Source organism: Microbacterium sp. 71-23, from assembly GCF_001897265.1.
In the GTDB taxonomy this organism is placed as follows: Bacteria; Actinomycetota; Actinomycetes; order Actinomycetales; family Microbacteriaceae; genus Microbacterium; species Microbacterium ginsengisoli.
In genome coordinates this window covers 368,017-392,512 of record NZ_MKSL01000017.1, presented here as the reverse complement: position 1 = coordinate 392,512, position 24,496 = coordinate 368,017, and the positions used below count along the sequence as shown (strand labels likewise).

The following is a 24,496-nucleotide window of genomic DNA, read 5'->3' as shown; positions in this document are numbered from 1 at the left end:
GCTGCGCGGGAGCGACCGGGAGTCGTCAGGAATGCGTCAAGGCGTTCAGGCGAGAGATGGCGCGCAGGTACTTCTTGCGGTATCCCCCGCCGAGCATGTCCTCGCCGAAGACCCGATCGAGGGCGACTCCGGTCGCACGGATGGGCACCTGCGCGTCGTAGGCGCGATCGACGAATGCGACCAGTCGCAGGGCTGCGGACTGGTCCTCCAGCGTGACGACGTCGCGCAACCCGATGGTGGCGAGACCGTCGATGAGGCGGATGTAGCGCGACGGGTGCACCCGGGCCAGGTGCGCGACGAGGTCCCCGAACGCGTCATCCGAGACGAGACCGGATGCCGCGGCATCCGCGATCGCCACCGTGTATGCCTCGTCGTCGAGCACGACCGCGTGGCCGTCGAGGGCGCGCTGGCGGAAGTCGACGCCGTCGATGCGCAGCGTCTCGAAGCTGGCAGACATCGCATTGATCTCGCGCAGGAAGTCCTGGGCGGCGAAACGGCCCTCGCCGAGCGCGTTCGGAGGCGTGTTGGATGTCGCGGCCAGCCTGGTTCCACCGGGAACCAGCTCGCCGAGGAGACGGGTCATCACCATCGTGTCGCCCGGGTCGTCGAGCTCGAACTCGTCGATGCACAGCAGGTCGGCGCCGCGGAAGAGCTCGACGGCCTTTTGATAGCCGAGTGCGCCGACGAGCGCCGTGTACTCGATGAACGAGCCGAAGTACTTACGGCGGGCGGGCATCGCATGGTAGATGGACGCGAGGAGGTGGGTCTTGCCCACGCCGAACCCGCCGTCGAGATACACCCCGGGTTTTGTGGGCTCGATCTTCGGCGCCTTCGAGAAGAGCCCCCGACGTACCGGTGCGGCCGCTCCGCCGCCGGAGAAGGCGATGAGCTTCTCCTTTGCCGCCCGCTGCGACGGATAGGCGTCATCGGCGCGATACGTCTCGAAGGTCGCTCCGTCGAACTGGGGCGGGGGGACGAGGGCGGCGACCATGTCCGCGCCGCTCACGTCAGGGGTGCGGTCGGTGAGGTGGATGACGCCCGTGGTCACGGCGGCTGCCATTCGTGCCCCTGTCATTTTTCGACGCAACAGATCCGCCCCCGCTGCACCGACGTAGGTTGGCGGGGACGCGAACAACCCTAACGCCGTCACCCACCCGTCATTTCCGAGGAGCAGCGATGTCCGTCGCACCCGACACCGACAGCCAGAAGTTCGCCGAGTATGCGCACAGCGACCGGCTGGTGAGCACCGCGTGGCTCGCCGAGCACCTCACCGACCCGGGCCTGGTGGTCGTCGAGTCCAACGAGGACGTCCTCCTCTACGAGACCGGCCATATTCCCGGCGCCGTCAAGGTCGACTGGCACACCGAGCTCAACGACCCGGTCGTGCGTGACTACGTCGACGGCGCGGGCTTCGCCGAGCTGCTCAGCCGCAAGGGCATCTCGCGCGACGACACCATCGTCATCTACGGCGACAAGAACAACTGGTGGGCCGCCTACGCACTGTGGGTGTTCTCGCTGTTCGGCCACGAGGACGTGCGCCTGCTCGACGGTGGCCGTGATCGCTGGATCGCCGAGGGCCGCGACATCACAACCGCGCCCGCCGAGCGCGCCGCGACGTCGTATCCCGTCATCGAGCGCGACGACTCCGTGCTGCGCGCGTACAAGGAGGACGTCCTCGTCCACCTCGGCAAGCCGCTCATCGACGTGCGGTCGCCGGAGGAGTACTCGGGCGAGCGCACGTCCGCCCCCGCCTACCCCGAAGAGGGCGCCCTGCGCGCCGGCCACATCCCCAGCGCGGCGAGCGTTCCGTGGGCCAAGGCCGTGGCCGCGGACGGCACCTTCAAGTCGCGCGCCGAGCTCGACGCCATCTACCGTGACGAGGCGGGACTCGGCGACGCCGATGAGGTCATCGCCTACTGCCGCATCGGTGAACGCTCGAGCCACACCTGGTTCGTGCTGAAGCACCTGCTCGGCATCGAGAACGTGCGCAACTACGACGGCTCCTGGACCGAGTGGGGCAGCGCCGTGCGGGTTCCCATCGTCACGGGTGCCGAGCCGGGCGCGGTCCCCCCGCGCGCCTGACGTTCTTCCTGCGTGCGAGGATGGGGGCGATGTCGGACTCTGACGCGCTCCCGCCCTCGCTCGCCGAGGCGCGCGACGCCTTCCTCGAGCTCTCGGACCCCGAGCGCCTCCAGTTGCTCCTCGAGTACTCCGAGGAGCTCCCCGAGGTGCCCCCGGCCCTGCAGGGCCATCCCGAGATGTGCGAGCGTGTGGCGGAGTGCCAGTCCCCGGTCTACATCTTGATCGAGGTCGCCGACGGCATCGTGACGATGCACGCGATGGCGCCCGCCGAGGCGCCGACGACCCGCGGCTTCGCCAGCATCCTCGTGCAGGGGATCTCCGGTCTGACCGTCGCCGAGGTGCTCGCGATCCCCGATGACTACCCGCAGACCATCGGGCTCACACGCGCGGTCTCGCCGCTGCGCATCGCCGGAATGTCGGGGATGCTCCGGCGCGCCAAGCGCCAGGTGCACGAGAAGTCGGGTGCACTGGCGGGATGACCCTGCTCGAACTCGAGCCGCGCACGCTCCGCGCGTTCGACACCCTCGCCCCCGGCACGCGTGAGGCACTGCGTCATATCTATGCGCCCACGGCCGACCGCTTCGTGCGGCTCAACATGATCACGAGCCTCACAGGAGCGGCCGCCGGCGACGACGGCACGAGCGAGTCGCTCACGAACCGCGTCGACCGTCTCATTCTCGGCATCATCCGCGAGCTCGCCGACGTCGTCGTCGTCGGCGCGCAGAGCGTACGGGCAGAGGGGTACATCGTGCCCCGCCGTGCGCGGCTGGCGATCGTCACGTCCAGCGGAGACCTCACCGGCCACCGCCTCGCTCTGGCCGAGGGTGCCGCGAGCGATCAGGTGATCGTGATCTGCCCCGCCGATCGCGCCGATGCGATCCGCTCGCATCCGGATGCCGCGGGCATCACTGTGCTGCCGGTGCCCGGACCCGCACCGCTGTCCCCGCGGGACATCCTCACGGTCCTGGCGGAGGAGGGCCATCGCCGCGTTGTCTGCGAGGGTGGACCGTCGCTCGCGAGCCAGTTCGCGGCGGCCGGAGTGATCGACGAGTACTGCCTCACGGTCGCGCCCGTGCTCGAACCCGTCAGTTCGCCCTTCCTCCGGCTGGCGCGCGATCAGCGCGTGGCCACGCGGGTCGTCGGCCACCTGGTCGACGAGACGGGGTTCACGTATCTGCGCCTGCGTCCCGCGGGATGAGCGCGTGCGCGTCGAGCCACGATTCGATCGCCCGGCTCCAGCGCTCCTGGTCGTAGTTCCAGAGCTTCGTGTGGCGGGCGACGGCGAAGACCTGCAGGTCGACCAGGTCGGGACGGGCGTCGGCGAGCTGGTGCGACGCCTCCGAGGGAACGAACCCGTCGTCGTCGCTGTGAAGGATCAGAATCGGATGCCGCAGCTCCTGCGCCCGTGCCACGACGTCGAGGCGGTCGAACGGGATCGGCGCTCCACTGCGAGTCAGGGCGGCACCCCACTCCGACTGCAGCGCGGTGAGCGCGAGCTCGGTGACCGGCTCGGGCAGCCCCATCTCCCGACCCTGATACCGCAGCACGACCCTCCAGTCGACCACCGGTGACTCCAGGATCACGCCCACGATGCGATCACGGTGCGCCGAACTGAGCTCGAGCTGCAGAGCGATCGCGCCGCCCATCGACCACCCCATGAGGATGATGCGCTCTGCCCCGTGGCGGCGGGCGTAGCCGACCGCGGCGTCGACGTCGCGCCACTCCGTCGCGCCGAGCATGTACGTGCCCGTGCGGCTGCGCGGTGCCTCGCCGTCGTTGCGGTACGACGTCACCATCGTCGTGATGCCCAGACTGTGGAGCAGAGGGACCGCGCGCAGGCACTCCGCCCGCGCGGCGCCGCGGCCATGGATCTGGATGCACCAGACGTCGCTGCCGCCGTCGGCGGGGAAGATCCACGCCGGGCACGGCCCCACGGCGGAGCCGATGAGTGTCGACCGGTAGGGCAGATGCAACTGCTCGGGACGGTCGTAGTACCACCCGCTGAACGCGGCGGGGTCGGCGAGCTGTGTGCCCGTCGGCACCTCGGTGAGAAGCTTGCGCTTGACCGTGCCGGCATCCGCCTGCAGGACCGAGCCGAGCTTGAGGTACTCCTCGGCACCCGTCGTGAACAGACCGTATCGTCCGGGCAGTTCCGTGTCGGGCGTGCGCGTCAGGGTGATCGTCTGGGCGGCCGGGTCGAGCGCGACGATGGTCGTGTCGGGGCGCCGGCGCGAGGGAGTCACCACGAGTCGCGCGATGCGTCCGGCCACACCGGCGATCGCCGCGAGCGAGAGTCCGAGCAGCACGCCGAGCGCGACGATGAGGGTGCGCAGACCGAGAGAGACCGCGGGTGAGGCGCCGCGCGACGCGGCGCGCCTTGAGCTTGCCATCGAGGCTTCATTCTAGTCTGTCGTCGTGGTCGACCAGGCTCCCGCGGCATCCGCGTCGTTCGCCGCCGCGCTTGCCCAGCTGCATGCCGCGGACCTTCGCGACGACCTCGTGACCCGCGAGCTGCCCGCCCCGACGGGACTCGCCCCCGAGGCGTTCGCCCTCGCAGGCGACATCCGTCCCGAGCCCGATGCGCTCGACTCCGTCTACGGCACGGGTCGGTTCGTGCTGCTGCACGACCGGGAGGAGCCCGACGCGTGGGGCGGTGCGTGGCGCATCGTCTGCTATGCGCAGGCGCCGCTCGAGGTCGACATCGGCGTCGATCCGATGGTCGCCGAGGTGGCCTGGGCCTGGCTGCTCGACGCGCTCGACGAGAACGGCGCGGCCTATCACTCCCCCTCCGGCACGGTCACCAAGACCGTCTCGCAGGGCTTCGGCTCGTTGGCCGCCGAAGGCTCCGGCTCGCAGCTGGAGCTTCGCGCGTCGTGGACGCCCGACGGCCCGTTCGACGCGCACGTGCGTGCCTGGGCCGAGGTCGTCTGCATGCTCGCCGGTCTCCCGCCGGGCTCTGAACAGGCCCCCGTGCTGAATCCCCGAGGACGTGCCCGTGCCTGACTACGACGTGATCTCGACGACCGAGGGACTGGATGCCGCGGCCGCCGTGCTCGCGGCGGGAACCGGTCCGATCGCTGTGGACGTCGAGCGGGCCTCCGGGTTCCGCTACAGCCAGCGCGCCTACCTCGTGCAAGTCTTCCGACGGGATGCCGGTGTCTTCCTGTTCGACCCGCCGGCATTGCCCGATGCCTCCGTGCTGCAGGCGGCTCTGAATGACGAGTGGGTGCTGCACGCGGCGAGCCAGGACCTCCCGTCGCTGCGCGAGTGGGGCCTCGTGCCGCAGCGCATCTTCGACACCGAGCTCGCGGCCCGGCTCCTCGGTCACGAACGCGTGGGGCTCGGTGCGATCGTCGAGGAGACCCTCGGGATCACGCTCGCGAAGGCGCATTCGGCCGATGACTGGTCGACGCGTCCGCTGCCGCAGTCGTGGCTGGAGTATGCGGCGCTCGATGTGCTGCATCTCGTCGACGTGCGCGACATCCTCGTCGACGAGCTCGCTGCGCAGGGGAAGACCGAGCTCGCGGCCGAGGAGTTCGACGCGGTGCTGCACCGTGAGCCGAAGCCCGTCCGCGCCGACCCGTGGCGCCGACTGAGCGGACTCCACACCCTGCGCGGGCGCCGCAACCTCGCGATCGCCCGCGCCCTGTGGACCGCGCGTGAGGAATACGCGCAGCAACAGGATGTCTCCCCCGGCCGGCTCGTGCCCGATCGCTCACTCGTCGCGGCCATTCAGGCGAACCCCGCGACCAAACGCGCCCTCGCCGAGGTGAAGGAGTTCACCGGCCGCGCCAGCCGCACCCAGCTCGACCGCTGGTGGGATGCGATCGAGCGGGGTCGCGCGGACACCGACCTTCCCCCCGACCGCGTTCCGGGCGACACGCTGCCGCCGCCGCGCGCGTGGGCCGACCGCGCCCCCGAGGCGGACGCGCGGCTGAAGGCGGCGCGCCCGGTCATCGAGGAGCGTGCGTCGAGTCTCGGCATGCCGACGGAGAACCTGCTGACGCCCGAGCTGCTGCGCCGCCTGGCGTGGGAGCCGCCGGTTCCCGCCGACGCGGACCACATCGCGGCCGCCCTCGCGGCGGGTGGGGCGCGCCGCTGGCAGATTGCGCAAACCGCACAGCTGATCGCCGAAGCCTTTGTCGTTTCCGCGCAAAACCCGGCGGAGCCCGCCGAACCCGCATCGTAGGTTCGAACCAACCGATTTCGTGAGACGCAGTTCCACCTTAGGCTGGACTCGATCCCAGACTTTGGAGGCAGAGTGGCCGAGAATTCGGACGTCTATTTCATCGACGGCATGCGCACCCCGTTCGGGCGCGCGGGTGAAAAAGGGCAGTACTGGAACACCCGGGCAGACGACCTCGTCGTCAAGACGATCATCGGCGTGATGGGGCGCAATCCCGACGTCCCCGCCGACCGGATCGACGACGTCGCCATCGCCGCGACATCGCAGACGGGTGACCAGGGCCTCACCCTCGGGCGCTCCGCCGCGATCCTCGCCGGGCTCCCCCAGAGCGTGCCCGGATTCGCGATCGACCGCATGTGCGCGGGCGCGATGACGAGCGTGACCACCATGGCCGGCTCGATCGGCTTCGGCATGTACGACCTCGCCCTCGCGGGCGGCGTCGAGCACATGGGCCGTCACCCCATCGGAGCGAACTCCGACCCCAACCCGCGATTCGTCGCCGAGCGGCTGGTCGACCCGGGCGCCCTCAACATGGGTGTGACCGCCGAGCGCATCTTCGACCGCTTCCCGCACCTGACCAAGGAGCGCAGCGACCGCTACGGCATGCTCAGCCAGCACAAGGCGCAGGCCGCCTACGACGCCGGCAAGATCCAGCCCGACCTCGTCTCCGTCGCCACGAAGGATGCCGAGGGCGCCTGGGGCATCGCGACCGAGGACGAGGGTCGTCGCCCGCAGACGACGATGGCCGACCTCGCCGGTCTGAAGACGCCCTTCCGTCCGCACGGACGAGTGACCGCCGGCACGTCGTCCCCGCTCACCGACGGCGCGACGATGAGTCTCCTCGCGGGAGGCCACGCCGTGCGCGAGCTGGGCCTGCGCCCGAAGATGAAGCTCGTCTCGTTCGCGTTCGCCGGCGTGCAGCCGGAGATCATGGGCATCGGGCCCATCCCGTCGACCGAGAAGGCGCTCGCGAAGGCGGGTCTGTCGATCACCGACATCGGACTGTTCGAGCTCAACGAGGCGTTCGCGATCCAGGTGATCTCGCTCCTCGACCACTTCGGCATCGCCGACGACGACCCGCGCGTGAACCAGTGGGGCGGGGCGATCGCGCTCGGACACCCCCTCGCGGCATCCGGTGTGCGTCTGATGATCCAGCTCGCCGCGCAGTTCGCGGAGCGCCCCGACGTGCGCTACGGCCTCACCGCCATGTGCGTCGGCCTCGGCCAGGGCGGATCGGTCATCTGGGAGAACCCGTACTACGACGGCAAGAAGAAGTGAGCACCGCGATGACCCGCTACGACCAGATCGACTTCTCCGCGCTCGAGAACCTCGTCCCCGACGAGGTCGTCACCCGCTCCCTCGTGCGCGACGTGCGGCTTCCCTCCGGGAAGGTGCTCGCCCTCGTCACGCTCGACAACGGACGCGACCACACCCGGCCCAACACGTTCGGGCCGAAGACCATCCTCGAGCTCACCCGCACGCTCGACGCACTCGCACAGCGTGCGAAGTCGGGTGAGATCCAGGCCGTGGGAGTCACCGGCAAGCAGTACATCCTCGCCGCCGGCGCCGACCTGAGCGACGTCGCCAAGGTGCCGTCGACGGAGATCGCGAAGCTCATCGCCCAGGGCGGTCACTTCGCCTTCTCGAAGCTCGGTGACCTCGGCGTGCCCTCGTTCGCGTTCGTGAACGGCCTCGCGCTCGGCGGCGGACTCGAGATCGCGCTGCAGTCGACGTATCGCACGGTGGATGCCTCGGCCGCGGCGATCGCGCTGCCCGAGGTGTTCCTGGGGCTCATCCCCGGCTGGGGCGGCGCGTACCTGCTGCCGAACCTCATCGGCATCGAGAACGCCCTCGAGGTCGTGATCTCCAACCCGCTCAAGCAGAACCGGATGCTCAAGCCCCAGCAGGCGTTCGAGCTCGGCATCGTCGACACGATCTTCGAGCCCGCCAACTTCCTCGAGGAGTCGCTGGCGTGGGCCGACGGTGTGCTGTCGGGAGCGATCAAAGTCGAGCGCAAGAACGAGCCCGGCAAGATCGAACGCCTCACCAAGTGGCCGATTGCGATCAGGATCGCCCGCGGGATGCTCGAGAGCCGCATCGGCACGGTCCCCCGCGCGCCCTACCTCGCACTCGAGCTCCTCGACAAGGCCAAGAGCGGCACCAAGTGGGAGGGCTTCGAGCGCGAGGACGAGGCGCTCTCCGAGCTGATCGTGGGCGATCAGTTCGCGGCATCCATGTATGCCTTCGACCTCGTGCAGAAGCGCGCGAAGCGCCCCGTCGGCGCCCCCGACAAGGCCCTCGCGAAGAAGGTCTCGAAGGTCGGCGTCATCGGCGCCGGGCTCATGGCCAGCCAGTTCGCACTGCTGTTCCTGCGCAAGCTCCGGGTGCCGGTGGTCATCACCGACATCGACCAGGCACGCGTCGACAAGGGCCTTGCCTACATCCGTGACGAGATCGGCAAGCTCGAGGCGAAGGGCCGGCTCGACGCCGACACGGCCAACCAGCTGCGCGCGCTCGTGCACGGGACGACCGACAAGAGCGAATACGCCGACTGCGACTTCGTCATCGAGGCGGTGTTCGAGGAGGTGGGCGTCAAGCAGCGGGTCTTCGCCGACATCGAGCAGCACATCGCGGAAGACGCGATCCTCGCCACGAATACATCGTCGCTCTCGGTCCAGGAGATCGGCGCAAAGCTCGCCCACCCCGAACGCCTCGTCGGCTTCCACTTCTTCAACCCCGTGGCACTCATGCCGCTGCTGGAGATCGTGAAGACCCCGCACACGAACGAGCAGAGCCTGTCCACCGCGTTCGTCGTCGCGAAGGCGATCGGCAAGAACGCGATCCTCAGCAAGGATGCCCCGGGCTTCATCGTCAACCGGCTGCTCGCCAAGCTCCTCGGCGAGGCCGCCCGCGCGATCTACGAAGGAGCGCCGCTGACGACGGTCGACAAGGCCTATGCGCCGCTCGGGCTGCCGATGACGCCGTTCCAGCTGATCGACCTCGTCGGCTGGAAGGTCGCCGCTCACGTGCAGGACACGATGGCGGGGGCCTTCCCCGACCGGTTCTTCGCGTCGGAGAACTTCCACGAGCTCGCGAACCTCGACCAGGTCGTCGAGAAGGACAAGAACGGTCGGGTCACCGGCTGGACCAAGCCCGCGCAGAAGCTCGTCGACCAGGTCGCGGGGAAGACGCCGGCGAGCGAGGCGGAGATCCTCCGTCGCGTCGAGGACGGCCTCGCGACCGAGATCAAGATCATGCTCGACGAGGGCGTGGTGCCAGAAGTGCAGGACATCGACCTCGCGCTCATCTTCGGCGCCGGCTGGCCGTTCATCGACGGCGGCGCCTCGCCGTACCTCGACCGCTCGGGCGCTGCCGAGCGCGCGTTCGGCGACACGTTCCATCACCCGCCCATCCGCGGGATCGGCGCGTAGGGATCGCACGAAGGAGGGGCCCGTCCGCACGGACGGGCCCCTCCTTCGTGCGATCGGCCGTCGCGTACGGCTCAGTCGTCCGCGCGGCGGCCGGCGTCCTCGGGGGCGGCATCGGCGGCGGTCCACTCCCCCGCGTCCTCCGAGGCGCGAGCCTTCGGCACCCGTGTGCCGAGCACCTGCGCGACGACGTCGTGGGCGATCTTCGGGGCGACGAGACCGGCGTCCTCGAGGATCTGCTCGCGGCTCGCGTGCGAGATGAACTCGTCCGGAACGCCGAGTTCATCGACGGCCGTGTCGATGCCGGCCTCCCGCAGCACCTGACGGATGCGGGTGCCCACGCCGCCGACACGGATGCCGTCCTCGATCGTGATGACGATGCGGTGCTGTGCGGCGAGCTCGACGACCGACGGCGCAACCGGCACCGCCCAGCGCGGGTCGATGACGGTCGCGCCGATGCCCTGCGAGTGCAGGCGGTGGGCCACGTCGACGGCCACCTGCGCCATCGGCCCGATGCCGACGATGAGCACGTCCTGCTGGTCGTTGCGCGCGAGCACGTCGGTGCCGTCGGACCGCCGCTCGATCGCGGGAAGCTCGTCCCCCACGTTGCCACGGGGGAACCGCACGACCGTCGGTGCATCCTCGACGGCCACAGCCTCGTGCAGCAGCTCGCGCAGGCGGGCCGCATCGCGTGGCGCCGCAATGCGGATTCCCGGCACGATCTGCAGCATCGCGAGATCCCAGATGCCGTGATGACTGGGGCCGTCGGGTCCGGTGACGCCGGCCCGATCGAGCACGAAGGTCACGCCCGCACGGTGGAGGGCGACATCCATCATCACCTGGTCGAAGGCGCGGTTCATGAACGTCGCGTAGATGGCCACGACGGGGTGCAGGCCGCCATAGGCGAGGCCGGCGGCCGACGCGACCGCGTGCTGCTCGGCGATGCCCACGTCGTACACCCGGCCGGGGAACCGGTCGGCGAAGGGCTTCAGGCCCGTGGGCCGCAGCATCGCGGCCGTGACCGCGATCACGTCGGGACGCTGCTCCCCGACCGTCACCAGTTCGTCGGCGAACACGCTCGTCCAGGCCGTTCCCCCGCCCGAGCCGAGCGTCTCCCCCGTCGCGGGGTCGATCTTGCCGACCGCGTGGAACTGATCCGCCTCGTCCTCGAGCGCCGGAGCATATCCGCGGCCCTTCTCGGTGATCACATGGACGATCACGGGCGCCTGGTAGCGCTTCGCGAGTTCGAGCGTCTCGAGGAGGGTCGGGATGTCGTGGCCGTCGATCGGCCCGAAGTACTTGATGTCGAGGTTCGAGTACAGCGATTCGTTGTTCACGAAACGGGAGAGGAAGCCGTGCGTTCCGCCCCGCACACCGCGGTAGACGGCTCTCGCCCACGGGCCGAGGGCCCGGAACAGCGAGTCCGACGACGTACGCAGCGTGCGATAGGCACCCGCCGCCCGCACGCGGTTCAGGTATCGGGCCATGCCGCCGATCGTCGGAGCGTAGGAGCGACCGTTGTCGTTGACGATGATGACGAGGTTGCGATCGTTGTCGTCGGAGATGTTGTTGAGCGCCTCCCACGTCATCCCGCCGGTCAGCGAGCCGTCGCCGACGACGGCGACCACGTGATGATCGCGTCGACCGGTGCGGCTGAGCGCACGCGAGATGCCGTCCGCCCAGCTGAGCGAGGACGACGCGTGGGACGACTCGACGACGTCGTGGGGGCTCTCGGAGCGCTGCGGATAGCCGGCGAGGCCGTCGCGCGAGCGGAGACCGGAGAAGTCCTGACGACCCGTCAGGATCTTGTGCACATAGGACTGGTGCCCGGTGTCGAAGATGAACGGGTCATCGGGCGAGCGGAACACTCGGTGCATGGCGATCGTCAGTTCCACCACGCCGAGGTTCGGGCCGAGGTGACCGCCCGTGCGGGCGACGTTCTCGATGAGGAACGTGCGGATCTCCGATGCGAGTTCCGTGAGCTGTTCGGGCGAGAGTCGATCGAGGTCGCGGGGACCGGTGATCGTCGGAAGGAGTGCCATTCCGTCCTCTCGTTCGGGCGACGCGGACAGCGCCGATCGGTTCAGTGTATCCGCGTGCACAGACCCGACAGGGGGCTTGACGCGCACCGGCGGAAACGCCGTCGGGGCCCCGGATCGCTCCGAGGCCCCGACGGCGTGAGCGCTCAGACGAGCGAGCGCAGAACGTACTGCAGGATGCCGCCGTTGCGGTAGTAGTCGGCCTCACCGGGGGTGTCGATTCGCACGACCGCGTCGAACTCCACGGTCTGCTTGCCGTCGGCCGAGAACTCGCTCGGCTCGGCGACGACGCGCACCGTCTTCGGAGTGACGCCCTCGTTGAGCTGCTCGAGGCCCGTGATCGAGATGATCTCGGTGCCGTCGAGGCCGAGGGACTTCCAGCTCTCGCCGGCCGGGAACTGCAGCGGGACGACGCCCATGCCGATCAGGTTCGAACGGTGGATGCGCTCGAAGCTCTCGGTGATGACCGCCTTCACGCCGAGCAGGCGCGTGCCCTTGGCGGCCCAGTCGCGGGACGAGCCCGAACCGTACTCCTTGCCGCCGAACACGACGAGCGGGGTGCCCTGCTCCTGGTAGTTCTGCGACGCGTCGTAGATGTAGGACTGCGGTCCGTCGACCTGGGTGAAGTCGCGGGTGTAGCCGCCCTCGACGACCGCGCCGTCGTTGACAGCCGCGGTGAGCTCGTTCTTCAGACGGATGTTCGCGAAGGTGCCGCGGATCATGACCTCGTGGTTCCCGCGGCGCGAGCCGTAGGAGTTGAAGTCCTTCTGCGCGACGCCGTGCTCGGTCAGGTACTGTGCGGCGGGCGTGCCCGCCTTGATGTTGCCGGCCGGGCTGATGTGGTCGGTCGTGACGGAGTCGCCGAGGGTCGCCATGACGCGTGCGCCGGTGATGTCGGAGACGGGGGTGAGGTCCATGGTCATGCCGTCGAAGTACGGCGCCTTGCGCACGTAGGTCGAGTCGGCATCCCACTCGAAGACCGGACCGCTCGGGGTCGGCAGGCTCTTCCAGCGCTCGTCGCCGTCGAAGACGGTGGCGTACTGGTTGATGAACTGGTCGCGGGAGATCGACGAGTCGATGATCGACTGCACGTCGGCGGTGTCGGGCCAGATGTCCTTCAGGAAGACGTCGTTGCCGTCGGTGTCGGTGCCGAGCGCGTCGGTCTCGAAGTCGAAGTTCATCGTGCCCGCGAGCGAGTACGCGACGACCAGCGGCGGCGAGGCGAGGTAGTTCATCTTCACGTCGGGGCTGATGCGGCCCTCGAAGTTGCGGTTGCCCGAGAGCACCGCGGTCACGGCGAGGTCGTTCTCGTTGATCGCCGCCGAGACCTCCTCGATGAGGGGGCCGGAGTTGCCGATGCAGATCGTGCAGCCGTAGCCGACCGTGAAGAAGCCGAGGCCCTCGAGGTCCTTGTCGAGGCCGGACTTCTCGTAGTAGTCGGTGACGACCTTCGAGCCCGGGCCGAGCGTGGTCTTCACCCACGGCTTGCGCTTCAGGCCCTTGGCGAGGGCGTTGCGCGCCAGGAGGCCCGCCGCGACCATGACCGAGGGGTTCGACGTGTTGGTGCACGAGGTGATCGCCGCGAGCGTGACCGCGCCGTTGTCGAGGATGTACGACGCGCCGTGGGGCGGCGTCACCTTGACGGGCTTGGATGCCGCGGCCGGCCCGCCGCTCGAGATGAGCACCTCGCCGGTGTGGGTGTGCTCGTCGCCGGGCACGACGCCCGCATCGGAGGCGGGGAATGATCCGGCCGACTCGAGGTCGACGATCGAGTCGCTCGTGGCGGGGGTCGCGTAGTTGAGGATGTCCTTCTCGAACTGCGACTTGGCCTCGGCGAGCAGGATGCGGTCCTGCGGGCGCTTCGGTCCGGCGATCGAGGGCACGACCGTGGCGAGGTCGAGCTCGAGGTACTCGCTGTACTGGGGCTCGTTCGCGGCGTCGTGCCAGAGCGACTGGGTCTTCGCGTACTGCTCGACCAGCGCGACAGCCTGCTCGCTGCGGCCGGTGAGGCGCAGGTAGTCGAGGGTGACGTCGTCGATCGGGAAGATCGCGGCGGTCGAGCCGAACTCTGGGCTCATGTTGCCGATAGTGGCGCGGTTGGCGAGCGGCACAGAGGCGACGCCGGCTCCGTAGAACTCGACGAACTTGCCGACGACGCCGTGCTTGCGCAGCAGATCGGTGATCGTGAGCACCACGTCGGTCGCGGTGACGCCGGCGGGGATCTCGCCGGTCAGCTTGAAGCCGACGACGCGCGGGATGAGCATCGAGACGGGCTGGCCGAGCATGGCGGCCTCGGCCTCGATGCCGCCGACGCCCCAGCCGAGCACGCCGAGGCCGTTGACCATCGTCGTGTGCGAGTCGGTGCCGACGCAGGTGTCGGGGTAAGCGCGCAGCGCGCCTCCGACGGTGCGGTCGTAGACGACCTTGGCGAGGTGCTCGATGTTCACCTGGTGCACGATGCCGGTTCCCGGGGGCACGACCTTGAAGTCGTCGAACGCGGTCTGACCCCAGCGGAGGAACTGGTAGCGCTCCCCGTTGCGCTCGTACTCGATCTCGACGTTGCGCTCGAGGGCGTTCTCGCTGCCGAACAGGTCGGCGATGACCGAGTGGTCGATGACCATCTCGGCGGGCGAGAGCGGGTTGATGCGCTTGGGGTCGCCGCCGAGGGCGGTCACGGCCTCGCGCATGGTGGCGAGGTCGACGATGCAGGGCACGCCCGTGAAGTCCTGCATGACCACGCGGGCGGGAGTGAACTGGATCTCGGTGTCGGGCTCGGCTTGCGGGTCCCAGGAGCCAAGCGCCTCGATCTGCTCCTTGGTGACGTTCGCGCCGTCTTCCGTGCGGAGCAGGTTCTCCAGCAGCACCTTGAGACTGAACGGGAGCTTGTCGTAGCCCGCGACCGCGTCGATGCGGAAGATCTCGTAGTCGGTGCTGCCGACCGTCAGGGTGCTCTTGGCACCGAAGCTGTCAACCGTGGACACGATCGTCTCCTTCGTCGGCATTCGGGCGGCAGTGAGCGCCGCCGTTCCCATCTTCCCGCCCGGTTCCGGGGGTGGCTAGCAAGGCTTGCCTAACTCAGGTGGAAGACGGAATTTATCTTGATATCAAGATAAAAGTATCACTCCTGACCTGATTCGGCATCGGATGCCGCGGCGCGCCGCGCGGTCGGATAGAGGGCGCGTGCCACGAGCCACGTCACCACCACCAGCGGCGCGAACAGCGGAAGTCCCATGGCGATCTTCAGGGTGCCGAGCGCCGGGACGTCGCCGGCGAAGTAGAACGGCAGTTGCACGGCGAGGCGGACGGCGAAGAGGGTTGCCCACGCCAGCGTGATCCAGACGAACGCGCGGCGCTTTCGACGATCGCGGCGCCAGCCCGTGGCATCCCCCATGAGCCATCCGACCGCCAGACCGATCAGCGGCCAGCCGACGAGCGCCGAGACGAGGAGGGCGAGGCCGTAGGCGCCGTTCGTGACGAAGCCGAGGATGAAGTTGTCCTGACCGCGCCCGGTGAGGAGCGCGAGCGCGGCCGCGGCGGCCGTCGCCACGAGTCCGCCCAGGGCGGCGCTCGCGGGCGAGCGCTGGACGAGCCTCACCACCGAGAACACCGCCGCGAGCCCGACCGACGCGCCGAGGGAGAGAAGGAGGTCGCCGCGGCCGGTGCCGCTGTCGAGGGTGACGGTGAACAGCACCACGAAGACCAGGCTCGGAAGGACGGACTCGATGATGCCGCGCCAGCCGCCCATCGCCGCCCACGCGACGTGTCGGGCACTGGTCTGCGCGGACGGATCGAGCCCGGCGCGGCGCGCGGCGGATCCGAGGGCGCGGGCCAGTGCGTCCGACGTGGACGGACGGGCCTCGTCGGGGGCGGGGGGTTCGACGCTCACGCGGCGCCCGGCGCGACCGGCATCTTCAGCGGGATGAGGTCGCGCGGCGGCATGGGCTGGCTGCCGCGCACGATGACGAGGGATCGGAAGAGATCCTCGACCCGCTCGGCGGCGATCGGGTCGTTGGCCGCGGCGCCGCCGATGACACCGCGCAGGAACCAGCGCGGGCCGTCGACTCCGACGAAGCGGGCCAGTCGTTTGATCGGCGCGCCGCCGTCGACCGCGGTGGGCACCTCGGCGAGGAGCTCGGTGCCGAGGGCGCCCTCACGCTCTTCCGCCCGGCCGCCCTGCTGCCGCACCTGCTCGAGCAGCTGGGCGCGGGTCTCATCCCAGAGCCCACCGCTGCGCGGGGCGGCGAAGGCCTGCACCTGCAGCGTCGAGTCGGCGTAGTCCAGTCCCACGGCGACGATCTGCTTCGACTGCTCCTCGACCTCGAGGCGCAGGTTCAGACCTTCGCGCGGGAGCACCTTGATCGCGCCGAGGTCGATGTAGGGGCGAACCGGGTTCGCCTCGCTCTCGTCGTAGGGCCCGGCCTCCGCGCGGGTGTCGGGGGCGGACTTGTCGCCGAAGGAGGGGACGATGTCGCTCACGAGGGAGCTCCTTCCGTGCTCTGATAGCCCGTCGAACCGAATCCGCCTTCGCCGCGCACACTGCCGGGCAGCTCGTCGACCGGCACGAAGCGCGCACGCGGAACGGGCAGGACGATGAGCTGCGCGATGCGGTCGCCGACGGCGACCTCGTACGTCGCGTGAAGGTCGGTGTTCAACAGGGTGACCTTGATCTCACCGCGGTAGCCCGCATCGACCGTGCCCGGTGCATTCACGACGGTGATGCCGTGCTTCGCCGCCAGCCCGCTGCGCGGGACGACGAACGCGGCGTAACCGTCGGGCAGCGCGATGCGCACACCGGTGCCGACGAGGGCGCGCTCGCCCGGGCCGAGGATGACCGCCTCCGCGGCGACGAGATCTGCGCCGGCGTCGCCCGGGTGGGCGTACTGCGGGATCGTCGGCGCGATAATGGGGACGTCAACGCTTTCGGTCACGCAAAGAGGCTAATGCAGATCACCCAGCTCTCGAGGAGCGTCGCATCCGGTTCGTACCGTGAGCGGCTCTCGCCGTCACTGTGGGCGCTCGTCGCCTCCGCGGTCTGTGCACCCATGGCGGCGCTCGTGGTCGTGCCGATCGACGCGACGTTCTCGCTCGCGGTCGGCGTGATCGTCGGATGCCTCATCGTCGCTCTGCTGCTCGCGGCGTCGCCGAGCGTTCGAGTCGCCGACGGCGTGCTCCATGCCGGGCGCGCTCGCATCGACGTCATTCATCTCGGCGATGCGGTGGTGTTCACCGGCGAAGAGGCGCGGCGCGTGCGGGGTCCGGGTCTGCCCCGTGACGCCTGGCACCTGTTTCGTGGCGGGATCGATGCCGTGGTCGTGTTCCCGGTCGTGGATCCGGACGATCCGACGCCGGCGTGGGTCATCGCGTCCCGCACGCCGGATCGTCTCGCGGCCGCCGTCGCGGCCGCTCAGCTCACGCGGCGCACTCCGCGCAGATAGGGCCGATGCCCTCTTCGTGGTCGAGCTGCGAGCGGTGCTTCACCAAGAAGCAGCTCACGCACGTGAACTCGTCCTCCTGGGGCGGGAGCACGACGACGTCGAGCTCGAGGTCGGAGAGGTCCGCGCCCGGGAGCTCGAAGCCCGACGGGTTGTCGGTGTCTTCGGAATCGCCCGAGCCGGAGAGCTTGTCCGGCACACGCTCCTTGAGGGCCTCGATCGACTCGCTGTCGTCGTCGGTCTTGCGCGGGGCGTCGTAATCCGTGGCCATTCGTCCGTGTCTCTACTTCCAGATGCTGCGTGCCGCGCGGCGCGCGGCGGCGATAGTTTGCATGACGCGGAACACAAACGCAAATGCGTTCCGCTGAGGCGTGCATCGTCGAAACGCCCGCCACGCGGGCGATATTCCGAGCGGTCCGGTCGCGGTGTGGAACCATGGCGGAACACGGCAGATCGGAGGCGTGTCCCGCATGGAAAAGCTCAGAGTCATCGGCGTCGAGGATGATGTGCTGGTGCTCGCCACGGAGACGGGTGAGCGCTTCGGTGTCCCGGTGGACGAGGTGCTGCGCACCCAGTTGCGTCGCGCCGACCGTTCCAGCGCCGGATCCCGCACGAAGGCAAGCCCCCGTGACATCCAGGCGCAGATCCGTGCCGGGCTGTCCGCCGAGGAGACCGCCGCGGTGCTCGGCCTCTCCGTCGACGATGTGGTGCGTTTCGAGGCACCGGTGCTCGCAGAGCGTGAGTTCGTCGTCGGGCAGGCGCTCTCCGTTCCGGTGCTGCTCACGAGCGACTTCGACTCCGACACACCGACCACCTTCGGCGACGCGGTCCGCGCGAAGCTGGTGGAGGCGCACGCCGTGGGCGAGCGGTGGTCCAGCTGGAAGGACGACAGCGGCTGGACGGTGAAGCTCTCGTTCTCGATCACCGAGGTCGAGCGGGACGCGCGCTGGAGTTTCGATCCGAAACGTTCCGTGCTCTCCCCGATCAACGCCGATGCGACACAGCTCTCACGTCAGGGGTCTCTGCCGGACGGTCTGATTCCGCGGTTGCGCGCGCTCGAGATCCCGGGCATCAAGGACGATTCACGGTTCGACAGCGGCGCATTCGGACCTCGCGCACTCCCGGACCTCGAGCCGGAGGATGCGCACGAGGTCGAGCCGCTCGACCACACTCCTGTCGCGCCACCGCAGTCGAGCCCCGCCGTTCAGCACGCGGCGATCAAGCGGGCGCCCGAGGCATCCGTCACCTCATCCGAGACGGCCGACCTCCTCGAGGCGCTGCGTCGTCGTCGAGGCCAGCGGCCCGACGCGCCCGATGTCATCGCCGAGGTCCCCCGCGGCGCGGCCGCACCGGTCGCCCTGTTCGACGCGGTCGAGCCGGGGTACGACGAGGCTCCGGCGCCCGTGGAGACGCCCGCACTGCCGACGAGCCCACCCGGCGGGAGCGATGCGCAGCGGCGCAAAGGTCGCACTTCGATGCCGTCGTGGGATGAGATCGTCTTCGGCGCCCGCACCGACGAGAGCTGACCTCAGCTCCAGGCGGCCAGCCCGATGAGCGGGACGATGCGCTCCTGCTCGGTGAGTGATCCGTGCTGTCCGACCATGCGGCGACTGCTGATGTCGTCGGTGCGCCCGTCGTAGTACGCGACACCGCTGCGCGCGGCGACGATCACGTCTCCGATGCGTTTCGCCGCCTCGGGAGCGACGCGGGCACCGAAGAGTCCGGCGTCGATCGCCTCGTCGCGGCTCAGCACCCAGGCTCGCTCCCCCTCCGCCGCGCGCCACGCCTCGACCAGTCGCGCGGCAGACCGTTCGCGCGCGTAAAGGTGCAGCATGCGGGGCTCGCCCGCGACATCCGTCACGTCATCGCGCAGCGCCGCGTCGTCGACGATGATCTGGCGGTGCGCCGGCACATCGACCATGCCATGGTCGGCGGTGACCACGATGCCGGCATCGGATGCCGTGTGAAGCCGCCTCGCGGCTCGGTCGATCTGTTCGAGCACCGCCGCCCACTCATCGGACTCCCATCCGGCGCGGTGACCGGCGGTGTCGAGTTCGGGTGCGTAGAGGTAGACGAGGGTTCCGGGCACGGCGGCGGCCTCGATCGCCTTCTCGACGCGGTCGTCGAGGCCGGCGGCGTCGCGATGGATGCCGTGCGGGAACATCGCGGTCGTGAAGCCGGATGTCGCGTACTCCGGACGCGAGCAGACCACGAGACGCTCGCGTGCACGGAGTGTCGTGGTGAGCGAGCGCGCCAGCGGCCAGGATTCGGTGTCGAGCTCGCCGCGCTCCCAGCCATTGAGCTGGTTGGCGACGATGCCGGTGTCGGGCACCCGCACGCGGTATCCGAGGATGCCGTGCTCCCCCGGCGTGACTCCCGTCCAGAGGGAGGCGAGAGCGGCCGCGGTCGTCGACGGGAAGACCGACCGTGCGACATCCTTCTTGCCCATCGCCTCCGCGAGGAATCGAGCGTGCCCTGCACGCTGGCGCAGGTTGAGCGCGCCGAGCCCGTCGACGAGGAGCACGATCACGCTCGGCGCCGGACGGAACCAGCCCTCCTCGCCGCGGATCGCCCGCAACGCGTTCGACACGACGCCGGTGAGGCTCCGGGCTCCGGCGGGGTCGGTCGGTAGGCTGGAGCGCATCGGGGTCAGTCTCGCACACGCGCACGCCCCGCCCCGCGACACGAGGCAGAACGTCATGGCCAGCACCCGAAACCCCTCCACGCCGCCCGCAGAGGAGCGCATCGACGACGTCGACCTGTCGACCGAGATGCAAGGCTCCTTCCTGGAGTACGCCTATTCGGTCATCTACTCCCGGGCGCTCCCCGATGCGCGCGACGGGCTGAAGCCCGTGCAGCGCCGCATCCTCTTCCAGATGGCCGACATGGGGCTGCGCCCCGACCGAGGCCACGTCAAGAGTGCCCGCGTCGTCGGTGAGGTCATGGGAAAGCTGCACCCTCACGGCGACGCGCCGATCTACGACGCACTCGTGCGACTCGCGCAGCCCTTCACGCTGCGCGTGCCGCTCGTCGACGGCCACGGCAACTTCGGCTCCCTTGACGACGGTCCCGCCGCCCCGCGCTACACGGAGGCGCGGCTCGCGCCGTCGGCACTCGCCCTCACCGCCGACCTCGACGAGGACGTCGTCGATTTCGTGCCGAACTACGACGGGCAGTTCCAACAGCCCGAGGTGCTGCCGGCTGCCTTCCCGAACCTCCTCGTCAACGGCGCCGCAGGCATCGCCGTCGGCATGGCGACGAACATGGCGCCCCACAACCTCATCGAGGTCGTGGCCGCCGCGGTGCATCTGCTCGAGAACCCCGAGGCATCCGTTGAGGAGCTGATGGAGTTCGTCCCGGGCCCCGACCTTCCGTCGGGCGGGATCATCGTCGGGCTCGACGGCATCAAGGACGCCTACACGACCGGCCGCGGCACGTTCCGCACGAGAGGCAAGGTCACGGTCGAACAGCTCGGCCCGCGCCGCACCGGCCTCATCGTCACCGAGCTCCCGTACATGGTCGGCCCTGAGCGCGTCATCGAGAAGATCAAGGACGCCGTCAACGCGAAGAAGCTGACCGGCATCTCCGATGTCACCGACCTGACCGACCGTGAGCACCCGCTGCGCATCGTGATCGGCATCAAGACCGGCTTCAAGCCGACCGCTGTGCTCGAGCAGCTCTACCGGCTCACGCCCCTCGAGGACTCGTTCGGCATCAACAACGTGGCCCTCGTCGACGGCCAGCCGCAGACGCTCGGCCTCAAGCCGCTGCTGCGGGTCTACCTCGATCATCGCCTGCGCGTCATCACGCGGCGCAGCGAATACCGTCTTGCCAAGCGCCGGGACCGGCTGCACCTCGTTGAGGGCTTGCTCATCGCGATCCTCGACATCGACGAGGTCATCCAGGTGATCCGCACCTCGGATGACTCGGAGTCCGCGCGAGGCCGGCTGATGACGGTGTTCGACCTGTCCGAGGTGCAGGCGGAGTACATCCTCGAACTGCGGCTGCGCCGGCTTACACGGTTCTCGCGCATCGAGCTGGAGTCGGAGCGCGACGAGCTGAAGGCTGAGATCGCGAGCCTCGAGGAGCTGCTCGGCAGTGACGTGCTGCTGCGCGCGGCGGTGGCGAGCGAGCTCGAGCACGTCGCCGAGCAGTACGGCACGCCGCGGCGCACGCTGCTCATGAACGGCTCTCCGGTCACCGCGCGTACCGCGTCGCGTGCGACCGCGCCGAGCCTGGAGATCGCCGACGACCCGTGCCGCGTCTACCTGTCGGCCACCGGCCGCATGGTGCGTGCGGAGCTCGGCGAAGACGGCTCGATCGTGCCGCCTGCGCGCCGGTCGAAGCACGACGCGGTGCGCTCGGTGGTGACGACCACGGTGCGGGGCGAGATCGGTGCGGTGACGACGCGCGGGCGGCTCGTGCGGCTCTCCCCCGTCGACCTTCCGTCGGTGCCCGCCAACTCCGTGCAGCTCGCCGTCGGCACCCGCGTCGACCAGTACCTGGCGCTGGAGAAGGGCGAGCACGTCGTCGCCCTCGTGCCTCTCGTCGCGGAGCCGCCGATCGCGCTCGGCACCCGTCAGGGAGTCGTGAAGCGTGTGTCGGCCACCGAACTCGCCCCGGGCAAGCACGACGCCGAGATCATCGCTCTGAAACCCAGCGACGAGGTCGTCGGAGCGGCCGTCGCGCCCGACGAAGCCGAAATCGTGTTCGTCGCGAGCGACGCCCAGCTCCTGAGGTTCGAGGCGTCGGCCGTGCGACCACAGGGTCGCGCCGCGGGTGGCATGGCGGGCATCCGTCTGTCCGACGGCGCCGAGGTCATCCACGTGGCCGTCGTGACCGATCCGGACGCCGCCGAGGTCGTGACCGTCGCGGGAAGCTCCTCCGTGCTGGCCGGGGCAGACGCGGGCAGCGGCAAGGTGTCGGCGTTCGCGGAGTTCCCGCCCAAGGGTCGCGCCACCGGCGGTGTTCGCGCGCAGCGGTTCCTGCGTGGCGAGGACGCCCTGACGCTCGCCTGGGTCGGCGTCGAGCCGCGCGCCGTGGGTGCGGACGGCTCGACGCGGGCGCTGCCGGCCTCCGGGGCGAAACGGGATGCCTCGGGCCAGACGATCGATGCCGTCATCGGCGCCGTCGGCACCGCCCTCGCGTAGCCGGGCGAGGTGCGGCGTCCACTCGAGATTCGGGCCGCCGTAAGACGTGCCGGCGGCGAGACTCCGAGCGTGTCGCCGGTCAGGCGTCGATGCGGTCGCGCGCCAGTCGGTCGCTCGAGGTCACGATGAACTCGCGGCGCGGTGCGACCTCGTTGCCCATGAGCAGCTCGAAGACGGTGGCCGCGGCCTCCGCGTCGGAGAAGGTCACCCGACGCAGGGTGCGCCCGGCGCGGTCCATCGTGGTGGTCGCGAGCTGCTCGGCGTCCATCTCGCCGAGCCCCTTGTAGCGCTGGATGGGCTCCTGCCAGCGGCGACCCGCCTTCTGCAGCTTCGCGAGCAGGGCGTGCAGCTCCTGCTCGGAGTAGGTGTAGATCGTCTCGTTCGGCTTCGAGCCGGGGTTCACGACGATCACCCGATGCAGCGGAGGAACAGCGGCGTAGACGCGGCCCGCCTCGACGAGCGGACGCATGTAGCGGAAGAACAGGGTGAGCAGCAGCGTGCGGATGTGCGCGCCGTCGACGTCGGCGTCGCTCATGAGGATGACCTTGCCATAGCGCGCCTGCTCGAGATCGAACGAGCGCCCCGAGCCCGCGCCGATAACCTGGATGATCGAAGCGCACTCGGCGTTCGAGAGCATGTCGCTGATCGATGCCTTCTGCGTGTTCAGGATCTTCCCGCGGATGGGAAGCAGTGCCTGGTACTCGCTGGTGCGCGCCTCCTTCGCGGTGCCGAGGGCCGAGTTGCCCTCGACGATGAACAGTTCGGAGGCGGCGACGTCGTTCGTGCGGCAGTCGACGAGCTTCGCGGGCAGCGACGACGACTCGAGCGCGTTCTTGCGGCGCTGGGTCTCCTTGTGGGCGCGCGCGGAGATGCGCGCCTTCATCTCGGCGACCACCTTGTCGAGCAGAAGCGCGGTCTGGGCCTTGTCGTCGCGCTTGGTCGACGAGAACCGCTCGCCGAGGGTACGTGAGACCACGGAGGTGACGATCTGGCGCACCGCGGGCGTGCCCAGCACCTCCTTCGTCTGGCCCTCGAACTGGGGCTCGGGAAGACGGACGGTGAGCACCGCAGTGAGGCCCGCGAGGATGTCGTCCTTCTCGATCTTGTCGGTGCCGACCTTCAGCCGGCGGGCGTTCTGCTCGACCTGGGTGCGCAGCACCTTCATGAGGCCCTGCTCGAAGCCCTGTTGGTGGGTGCCGCCCTTGGGGGTGGCGATGATGTTCACGAACGAACGGCTGACCGTCTCGTATCCGGTTCCCCAGCGCAGCGCGATGTCGACCTCGCACGTGCGCGTCACCTCGGTGGGAACCATCGCGCCCGATGCCTGCAACACGGGTACGGTCTCGGTGAAGTCGCCGGCACCGGTCAGGCGCCACGTGTCGGTCACGCCGCTGTCGGGCGCGAGGAAGTCGGCGAACTCGGAGATGCCCCCGTCGAAGTGGAAGTCGGTGGTGACCGGTGTCTCACCGCGGGCATCGCCGATCGCGATGTGGAGCCCCGGCACGAGGAACGCGGTCTGCCGCGCCCGCTGCTCGAGCTCGTCGAGGTGGAACGTCGCATCGCGGGTGAAGATCTGACGGTCGGCCCAGTAGCGCACCCGCGTGCCGGTCACGCCCTTCGCGACCTTGCCGATGACCCGCAGCTCGCTGCGCTCGTCGTACGGGGTGAAGGGGGCGTCGGGTCGCGGTTCACCGCTGTCGGCGAAGACGCCGGGCTCGCCCCGACGGAAGGACAGCGCGTACGTCTTGCCGTCGCGATCGACCTCCACGTCGAGTCGCTCCGACAGCGCGTTGACGACCGAGGCGCCCACACCGTGCAGACCACCGGATGCCGCGTAGGACCCGCCGCCGAACTTGCCGCCGGCGTGCAGCTTCGTGAACACGACCTCGACGCCCGTGAGCCCGGTGCGCGGTTCGATGTCGACCGGGATGCCGCGGGCACGGTCGCCGACCTCGACGCTCCCGTCGGGACGCAGGGTGACGTCGATGCGTTCGCCGAACCCGCCGAGCGCTTCGTCGACCGCGTTGTCGATGATCTCCCACAGGCAGTGCATGAGTCCGCGGGAGTCAGTAGAGCCGATGTACATGCCGGGACGCTTGCGCACGGCCTCGAGTCCCTCGAGGACCTGGAGGTGGTGGGCGGAGTACTCGGCGGTCACAATCTCCAAGCGTATGCGCGG

Annotated in this window: 20 protein-coding genes; 10 read left to right on the top strand and 10 right to left on the bottom strand. The window is 69.6% G+C overall.

All coding sequences use genetic code 11. The features are described from left to right. Positions 1 to 25: 25 nt before the first annotated feature. The gene (zapE, locus tag BGO15_RS08525; RefSeq protein WP_056208896.1) at positions 26 to 1,060 is read right to left on the bottom strand and encodes a cell division protein ZapE; all 1,035 of its coding nucleotides are present in this window, start codon (positions 1,058 to 1,060) and stop codon (positions 26 to 28) included. 116 nt (positions 1,061 to 1,176) lie between these two features. Between zapE and BGO15_RS08520 the strand changes: the two genes are divergently transcribed. From BGO15_RS08520 to BGO15_RS08510, 3 genes are read left to right on the top strand one after another with little or no spacing between them, the layout of a single operon-like run. After that, on the top strand, positions 1,177 to 2,082 hold the full coding sequence (locus BGO15_RS08520; protein WP_056208893.1) for a sulfurtransferase: 906 nt from the start codon (positions 1,177 to 1,179) through the stop codon (positions 2,080 to 2,082). A gap of 29 nt (positions 2,083 to 2,111) precedes the next feature. Further along, a complete protein-coding gene (locus BGO15_RS08515) occupies positions 2,112 to 2,561 on the top strand; it encodes a SufE family protein (protein WP_056208890.1) in 450 nt (149 codons plus the stop codon). After that, entirely contained in the window at positions 2,558 to 3,280 is a 723-nt protein-coding gene (locus BGO15_RS08510; protein WP_082483179.1) for a dihydrofolate reductase family protein, read from the top strand. The genes BGO15_RS08515 and BGO15_RS08510 overlap by 4 nt, the downstream gene beginning before the upstream one ends. Here the strand turns inward: BGO15_RS08510 and BGO15_RS08505 are convergent. Further along, a complete protein-coding gene (locus tag BGO15_RS08505) occupies positions 3,249 to 4,472 on the bottom strand; it encodes an alpha/beta hydrolase family protein (protein ID WP_056208886.1) in 1,224 nt (407 codons plus the stop codon). The genes BGO15_RS08510 and BGO15_RS08505 overlap by 32 nt on opposite strands. A 25-nt stretch (positions 4,473 to 4,497) precedes the next feature. On the opposite strand from BGO15_RS08505, the gene BGO15_RS08500 reads away from it, so the two are divergent. The 4 genes from BGO15_RS08500 (at position 4,498) to BGO15_RS08485 (ending at position 9,699) form a co-directional block, all read left to right on the top strand. Beyond that, positions 4,498 to 5,085, top strand: coding sequence for a DUF3000 family protein (locus BGO15_RS08500; RefSeq protein ID WP_056208883.1), 588 nt, complete (start codon positions 4,498 to 4,500; stop codon positions 5,083 to 5,085). After that, a complete protein-coding gene (locus BGO15_RS08495) occupies positions 5,078 to 6,271 on the top strand; it encodes a ribonuclease D (protein WP_056208878.1) in 1,194 nt (397 codons plus the stop codon). The genes BGO15_RS08500 and BGO15_RS08495 overlap by 8 nt, the downstream gene beginning before the upstream one ends. A 72-nt stretch (positions 6,272 to 6,343) precedes the next feature. After that, a complete protein-coding gene (locus BGO15_RS08490) occupies positions 6,344 to 7,546 on the top strand; it encodes a thiolase family protein (RefSeq protein ID WP_045248048.1) in 1,203 nt (400 codons plus the stop codon). A gap of 8 nt (positions 7,547 to 7,554) precedes the next feature. After that, the gene (locus BGO15_RS08485) at positions 7,555 to 9,699 is read left to right on the top strand and encodes a 3-hydroxyacyl-CoA dehydrogenase NAD-binding domain-containing protein (protein WP_056209217.1); all 2,145 of its coding nucleotides are present in this window, start codon (positions 7,555 to 7,557) and stop codon (positions 9,697 to 9,699) included. A gap of 71 nt (positions 9,700 to 9,770) precedes the next feature. Here the strand turns inward: BGO15_RS08485 and dxs are convergent, their stop codons facing one another. The 5 genes from dxs to dut form a co-directional block, all read right to left on the bottom strand. Then, a complete protein-coding gene (dxs, locus tag BGO15_RS08480; RefSeq protein WP_056208875.1) occupies positions 9,771 to 11,738 on the bottom strand; it encodes a 1-deoxy-D-xylulose-5-phosphate synthase in 1,968 nt (655 codons plus the stop codon). Positions 11,739 to 11,881: 143 nt separating this feature from the next. Then, positions 11,882 to 14,716 carry an aconitate hydratase gene (locus BGO15_RS08475; RefSeq protein ID WP_056518621.1) on the bottom strand — a complete coding sequence of 945 codons (2,835 nt, stop codon included), beginning with the start codon at positions 14,714 to 14,716 and terminating at the stop codon, positions 11,882 to 11,884. Positions 14,717 to 14,853: 137 nt separating this feature from the next. Then, entirely contained in the window at positions 14,854 to 15,621 is a 768-nt protein-coding gene (locus tag BGO15_RS08470; RefSeq protein WP_045248046.1) for a DUF3159 domain-containing protein, read from the bottom strand. Then, complete coding sequence (locus BGO15_RS08465; RefSeq protein ID WP_082483178.1) at positions 15,618 to 16,211, bottom strand: DUF3710 domain-containing protein; 594 nt, start codon at positions 16,209 to 16,211, stop codon at positions 15,618 to 15,620. The genes BGO15_RS08470 and BGO15_RS08465 overlap by 4 nt, the downstream gene beginning before the upstream one ends. Then, the gene (gene dut / locus BGO15_RS08460) at positions 16,208 to 16,663 is read right to left on the bottom strand and encodes a dUTP diphosphatase (protein ID WP_056208872.1); all 456 of its coding nucleotides are present in this window, start codon (positions 16,661 to 16,663) and stop codon (positions 16,208 to 16,210) included. Before dut ends, BGO15_RS08465 begins: the two co-directional genes overlap by 4 nt. A 12-nt stretch (positions 16,664 to 16,675) precedes the next feature. Between dut and BGO15_RS08455 the strand changes: the two genes are divergently transcribed. Beyond that, the gene (locus tag BGO15_RS08455) at positions 16,676 to 17,170 is read left to right on the top strand and encodes a DUF3093 family protein (protein WP_045248043.1); all 495 of its coding nucleotides are present in this window, start codon (positions 16,676 to 16,678) and stop codon (positions 17,168 to 17,170) included. Here BGO15_RS08455 and BGO15_RS08450 read toward each other — a convergent pair. Then, a complete protein-coding gene (locus BGO15_RS08450; RefSeq protein WP_045248042.1) occupies positions 17,145 to 17,438 on the bottom strand; it encodes a DUF4193 domain-containing protein in 294 nt (97 codons plus the stop codon). The genes BGO15_RS08455 and BGO15_RS08450 overlap by 26 nt on opposite strands. A gap of 199 nt (positions 17,439 to 17,637) precedes the next feature. Here BGO15_RS08450 and sepH point away from each other — a divergent pair, with 199 nt between their 5' ends. Next, on the top strand, positions 17,638 to 18,693 hold the full coding sequence (gene sepH, locus BGO15_RS08445) for a septation protein SepH (RefSeq protein ID WP_045248041.1): 1,056 nt from the start codon (positions 17,638 to 17,640) through the stop codon (positions 18,691 to 18,693). A gap of 2 nt (positions 18,694 to 18,695) precedes the next feature. Here sepH and BGO15_RS08440 read toward each other — a convergent pair whose 3' ends face one another. Beyond that, positions 18,696 to 19,811 carry an alkaline phosphatase family protein gene (locus BGO15_RS08440; RefSeq protein ID WP_056209209.1) on the bottom strand — a complete coding sequence of 372 codons (1,116 nt, stop codon included), beginning with the start codon at positions 19,809 to 19,811 and terminating at the stop codon, positions 18,696 to 18,698. Positions 19,812 to 19,866: 55 nt separating this feature from the next. Between BGO15_RS08440 and BGO15_RS08435 the strand changes: the two genes are divergently transcribed. Then, positions 19,867 to 22,317 (top strand): DNA gyrase/topoisomerase IV subunit A, encoded by a 2,451-nt coding sequence (locus BGO15_RS08435; protein ID WP_056208870.1) that lies wholly within the window; start codon positions 19,867 to 19,869, stop codon positions 22,315 to 22,317. 79 nt (positions 22,318 to 22,396) lie between these two features. Here the strand turns inward: BGO15_RS08435 and BGO15_RS08430 are convergent, their stop codons facing one another. Beyond that, positions 22,397 to 24,475 carry a DNA gyrase/topoisomerase IV subunit B gene (locus BGO15_RS08430; RefSeq protein WP_416361452.1) on the bottom strand — a complete coding sequence of 693 codons (2,079 nt, stop codon included), beginning with the start codon at positions 24,473 to 24,475 and terminating at the stop codon, positions 22,397 to 22,399. Positions 24,476 to 24,496 lie beyond the last annotated feature (21 nt).

What these genes read in the sequence shown, in the direction of transcription:
- zapE (WP_056208896.1), bottom strand. Translation starts at nt 1,060, where the DNA reads ATGGCAGCCGCCGTGACCACGGGCGTCATCCACCTCACCGACCGCACC.
- BGO15_RS08520 (WP_056208893.1), top strand. Translation starts at nt 1,177, where the DNA reads ATGTCCGTCGCACCCGACACCGACAGCCAGAAGTTCGCCGAGTATGCG.
- BGO15_RS08515 (WP_056208890.1), top strand. Translation starts at nt 2,112, where the DNA reads ATGTCGGACTCTGACGCGCTCCCGCCCTCGCTCGCCGAGGCGCGCGAC.
- BGO15_RS08510 (WP_082483179.1), top strand. Translation starts at nt 2,558, where the DNA reads ATGACCCTGCTCGAACTCGAGCCGCGCACGCTCCGCGCGTTCGACACC.
- BGO15_RS08505 (WP_056208886.1), bottom strand. Translation starts at nt 4,472, where the DNA reads ATGGCAAGCTCAAGGCGCGCCGCGTCGCGCGGCGCCTCACCCGCGGTC.
- BGO15_RS08485 (WP_056209217.1), top strand. Translation starts at nt 7,555, where the DNA reads ATGACCCGCTACGACCAGATCGACTTCTCCGCGCTCGAGAACCTCGTC.
- dxs (WP_056208875.1), bottom strand. Translation starts at nt 11,738, where the DNA reads ATGGCACTCCTTCCGACGATCACCGGTCCCCGCGACCTCGATCGACTC.
- BGO15_RS08455 (WP_045248043.1), top strand. Translation starts at nt 16,676, where the DNA reads ATGCAGATCACCCAGCTCTCGAGGAGCGTCGCATCCGGTTCGTACCGT.
- BGO15_RS08450 (WP_045248042.1), bottom strand. Translation starts at nt 17,438, where the DNA reads ATGGCCACGGATTACGACGCCCCGCGCAAGACCGACGACGACAGCGAG.
- sepH (WP_045248041.1), top strand. Translation starts at nt 17,638, where the DNA reads ATGGAAAAGCTCAGAGTCATCGGCGTCGAGGATGATGTGCTGGTGCTC.
- BGO15_RS08440 (WP_056209209.1), bottom strand. Translation starts at nt 19,811, where the DNA reads ATGCGCTCCAGCCTACCGACCGACCCCGCCGGAGCCCGGAGCCTCACC.
- BGO15_RS08435 (WP_056208870.1), top strand. Translation starts at nt 19,867, where the DNA reads ATGGCCAGCACCCGAAACCCCTCCACGCCGCCCGCAGAGGAGCGCATC.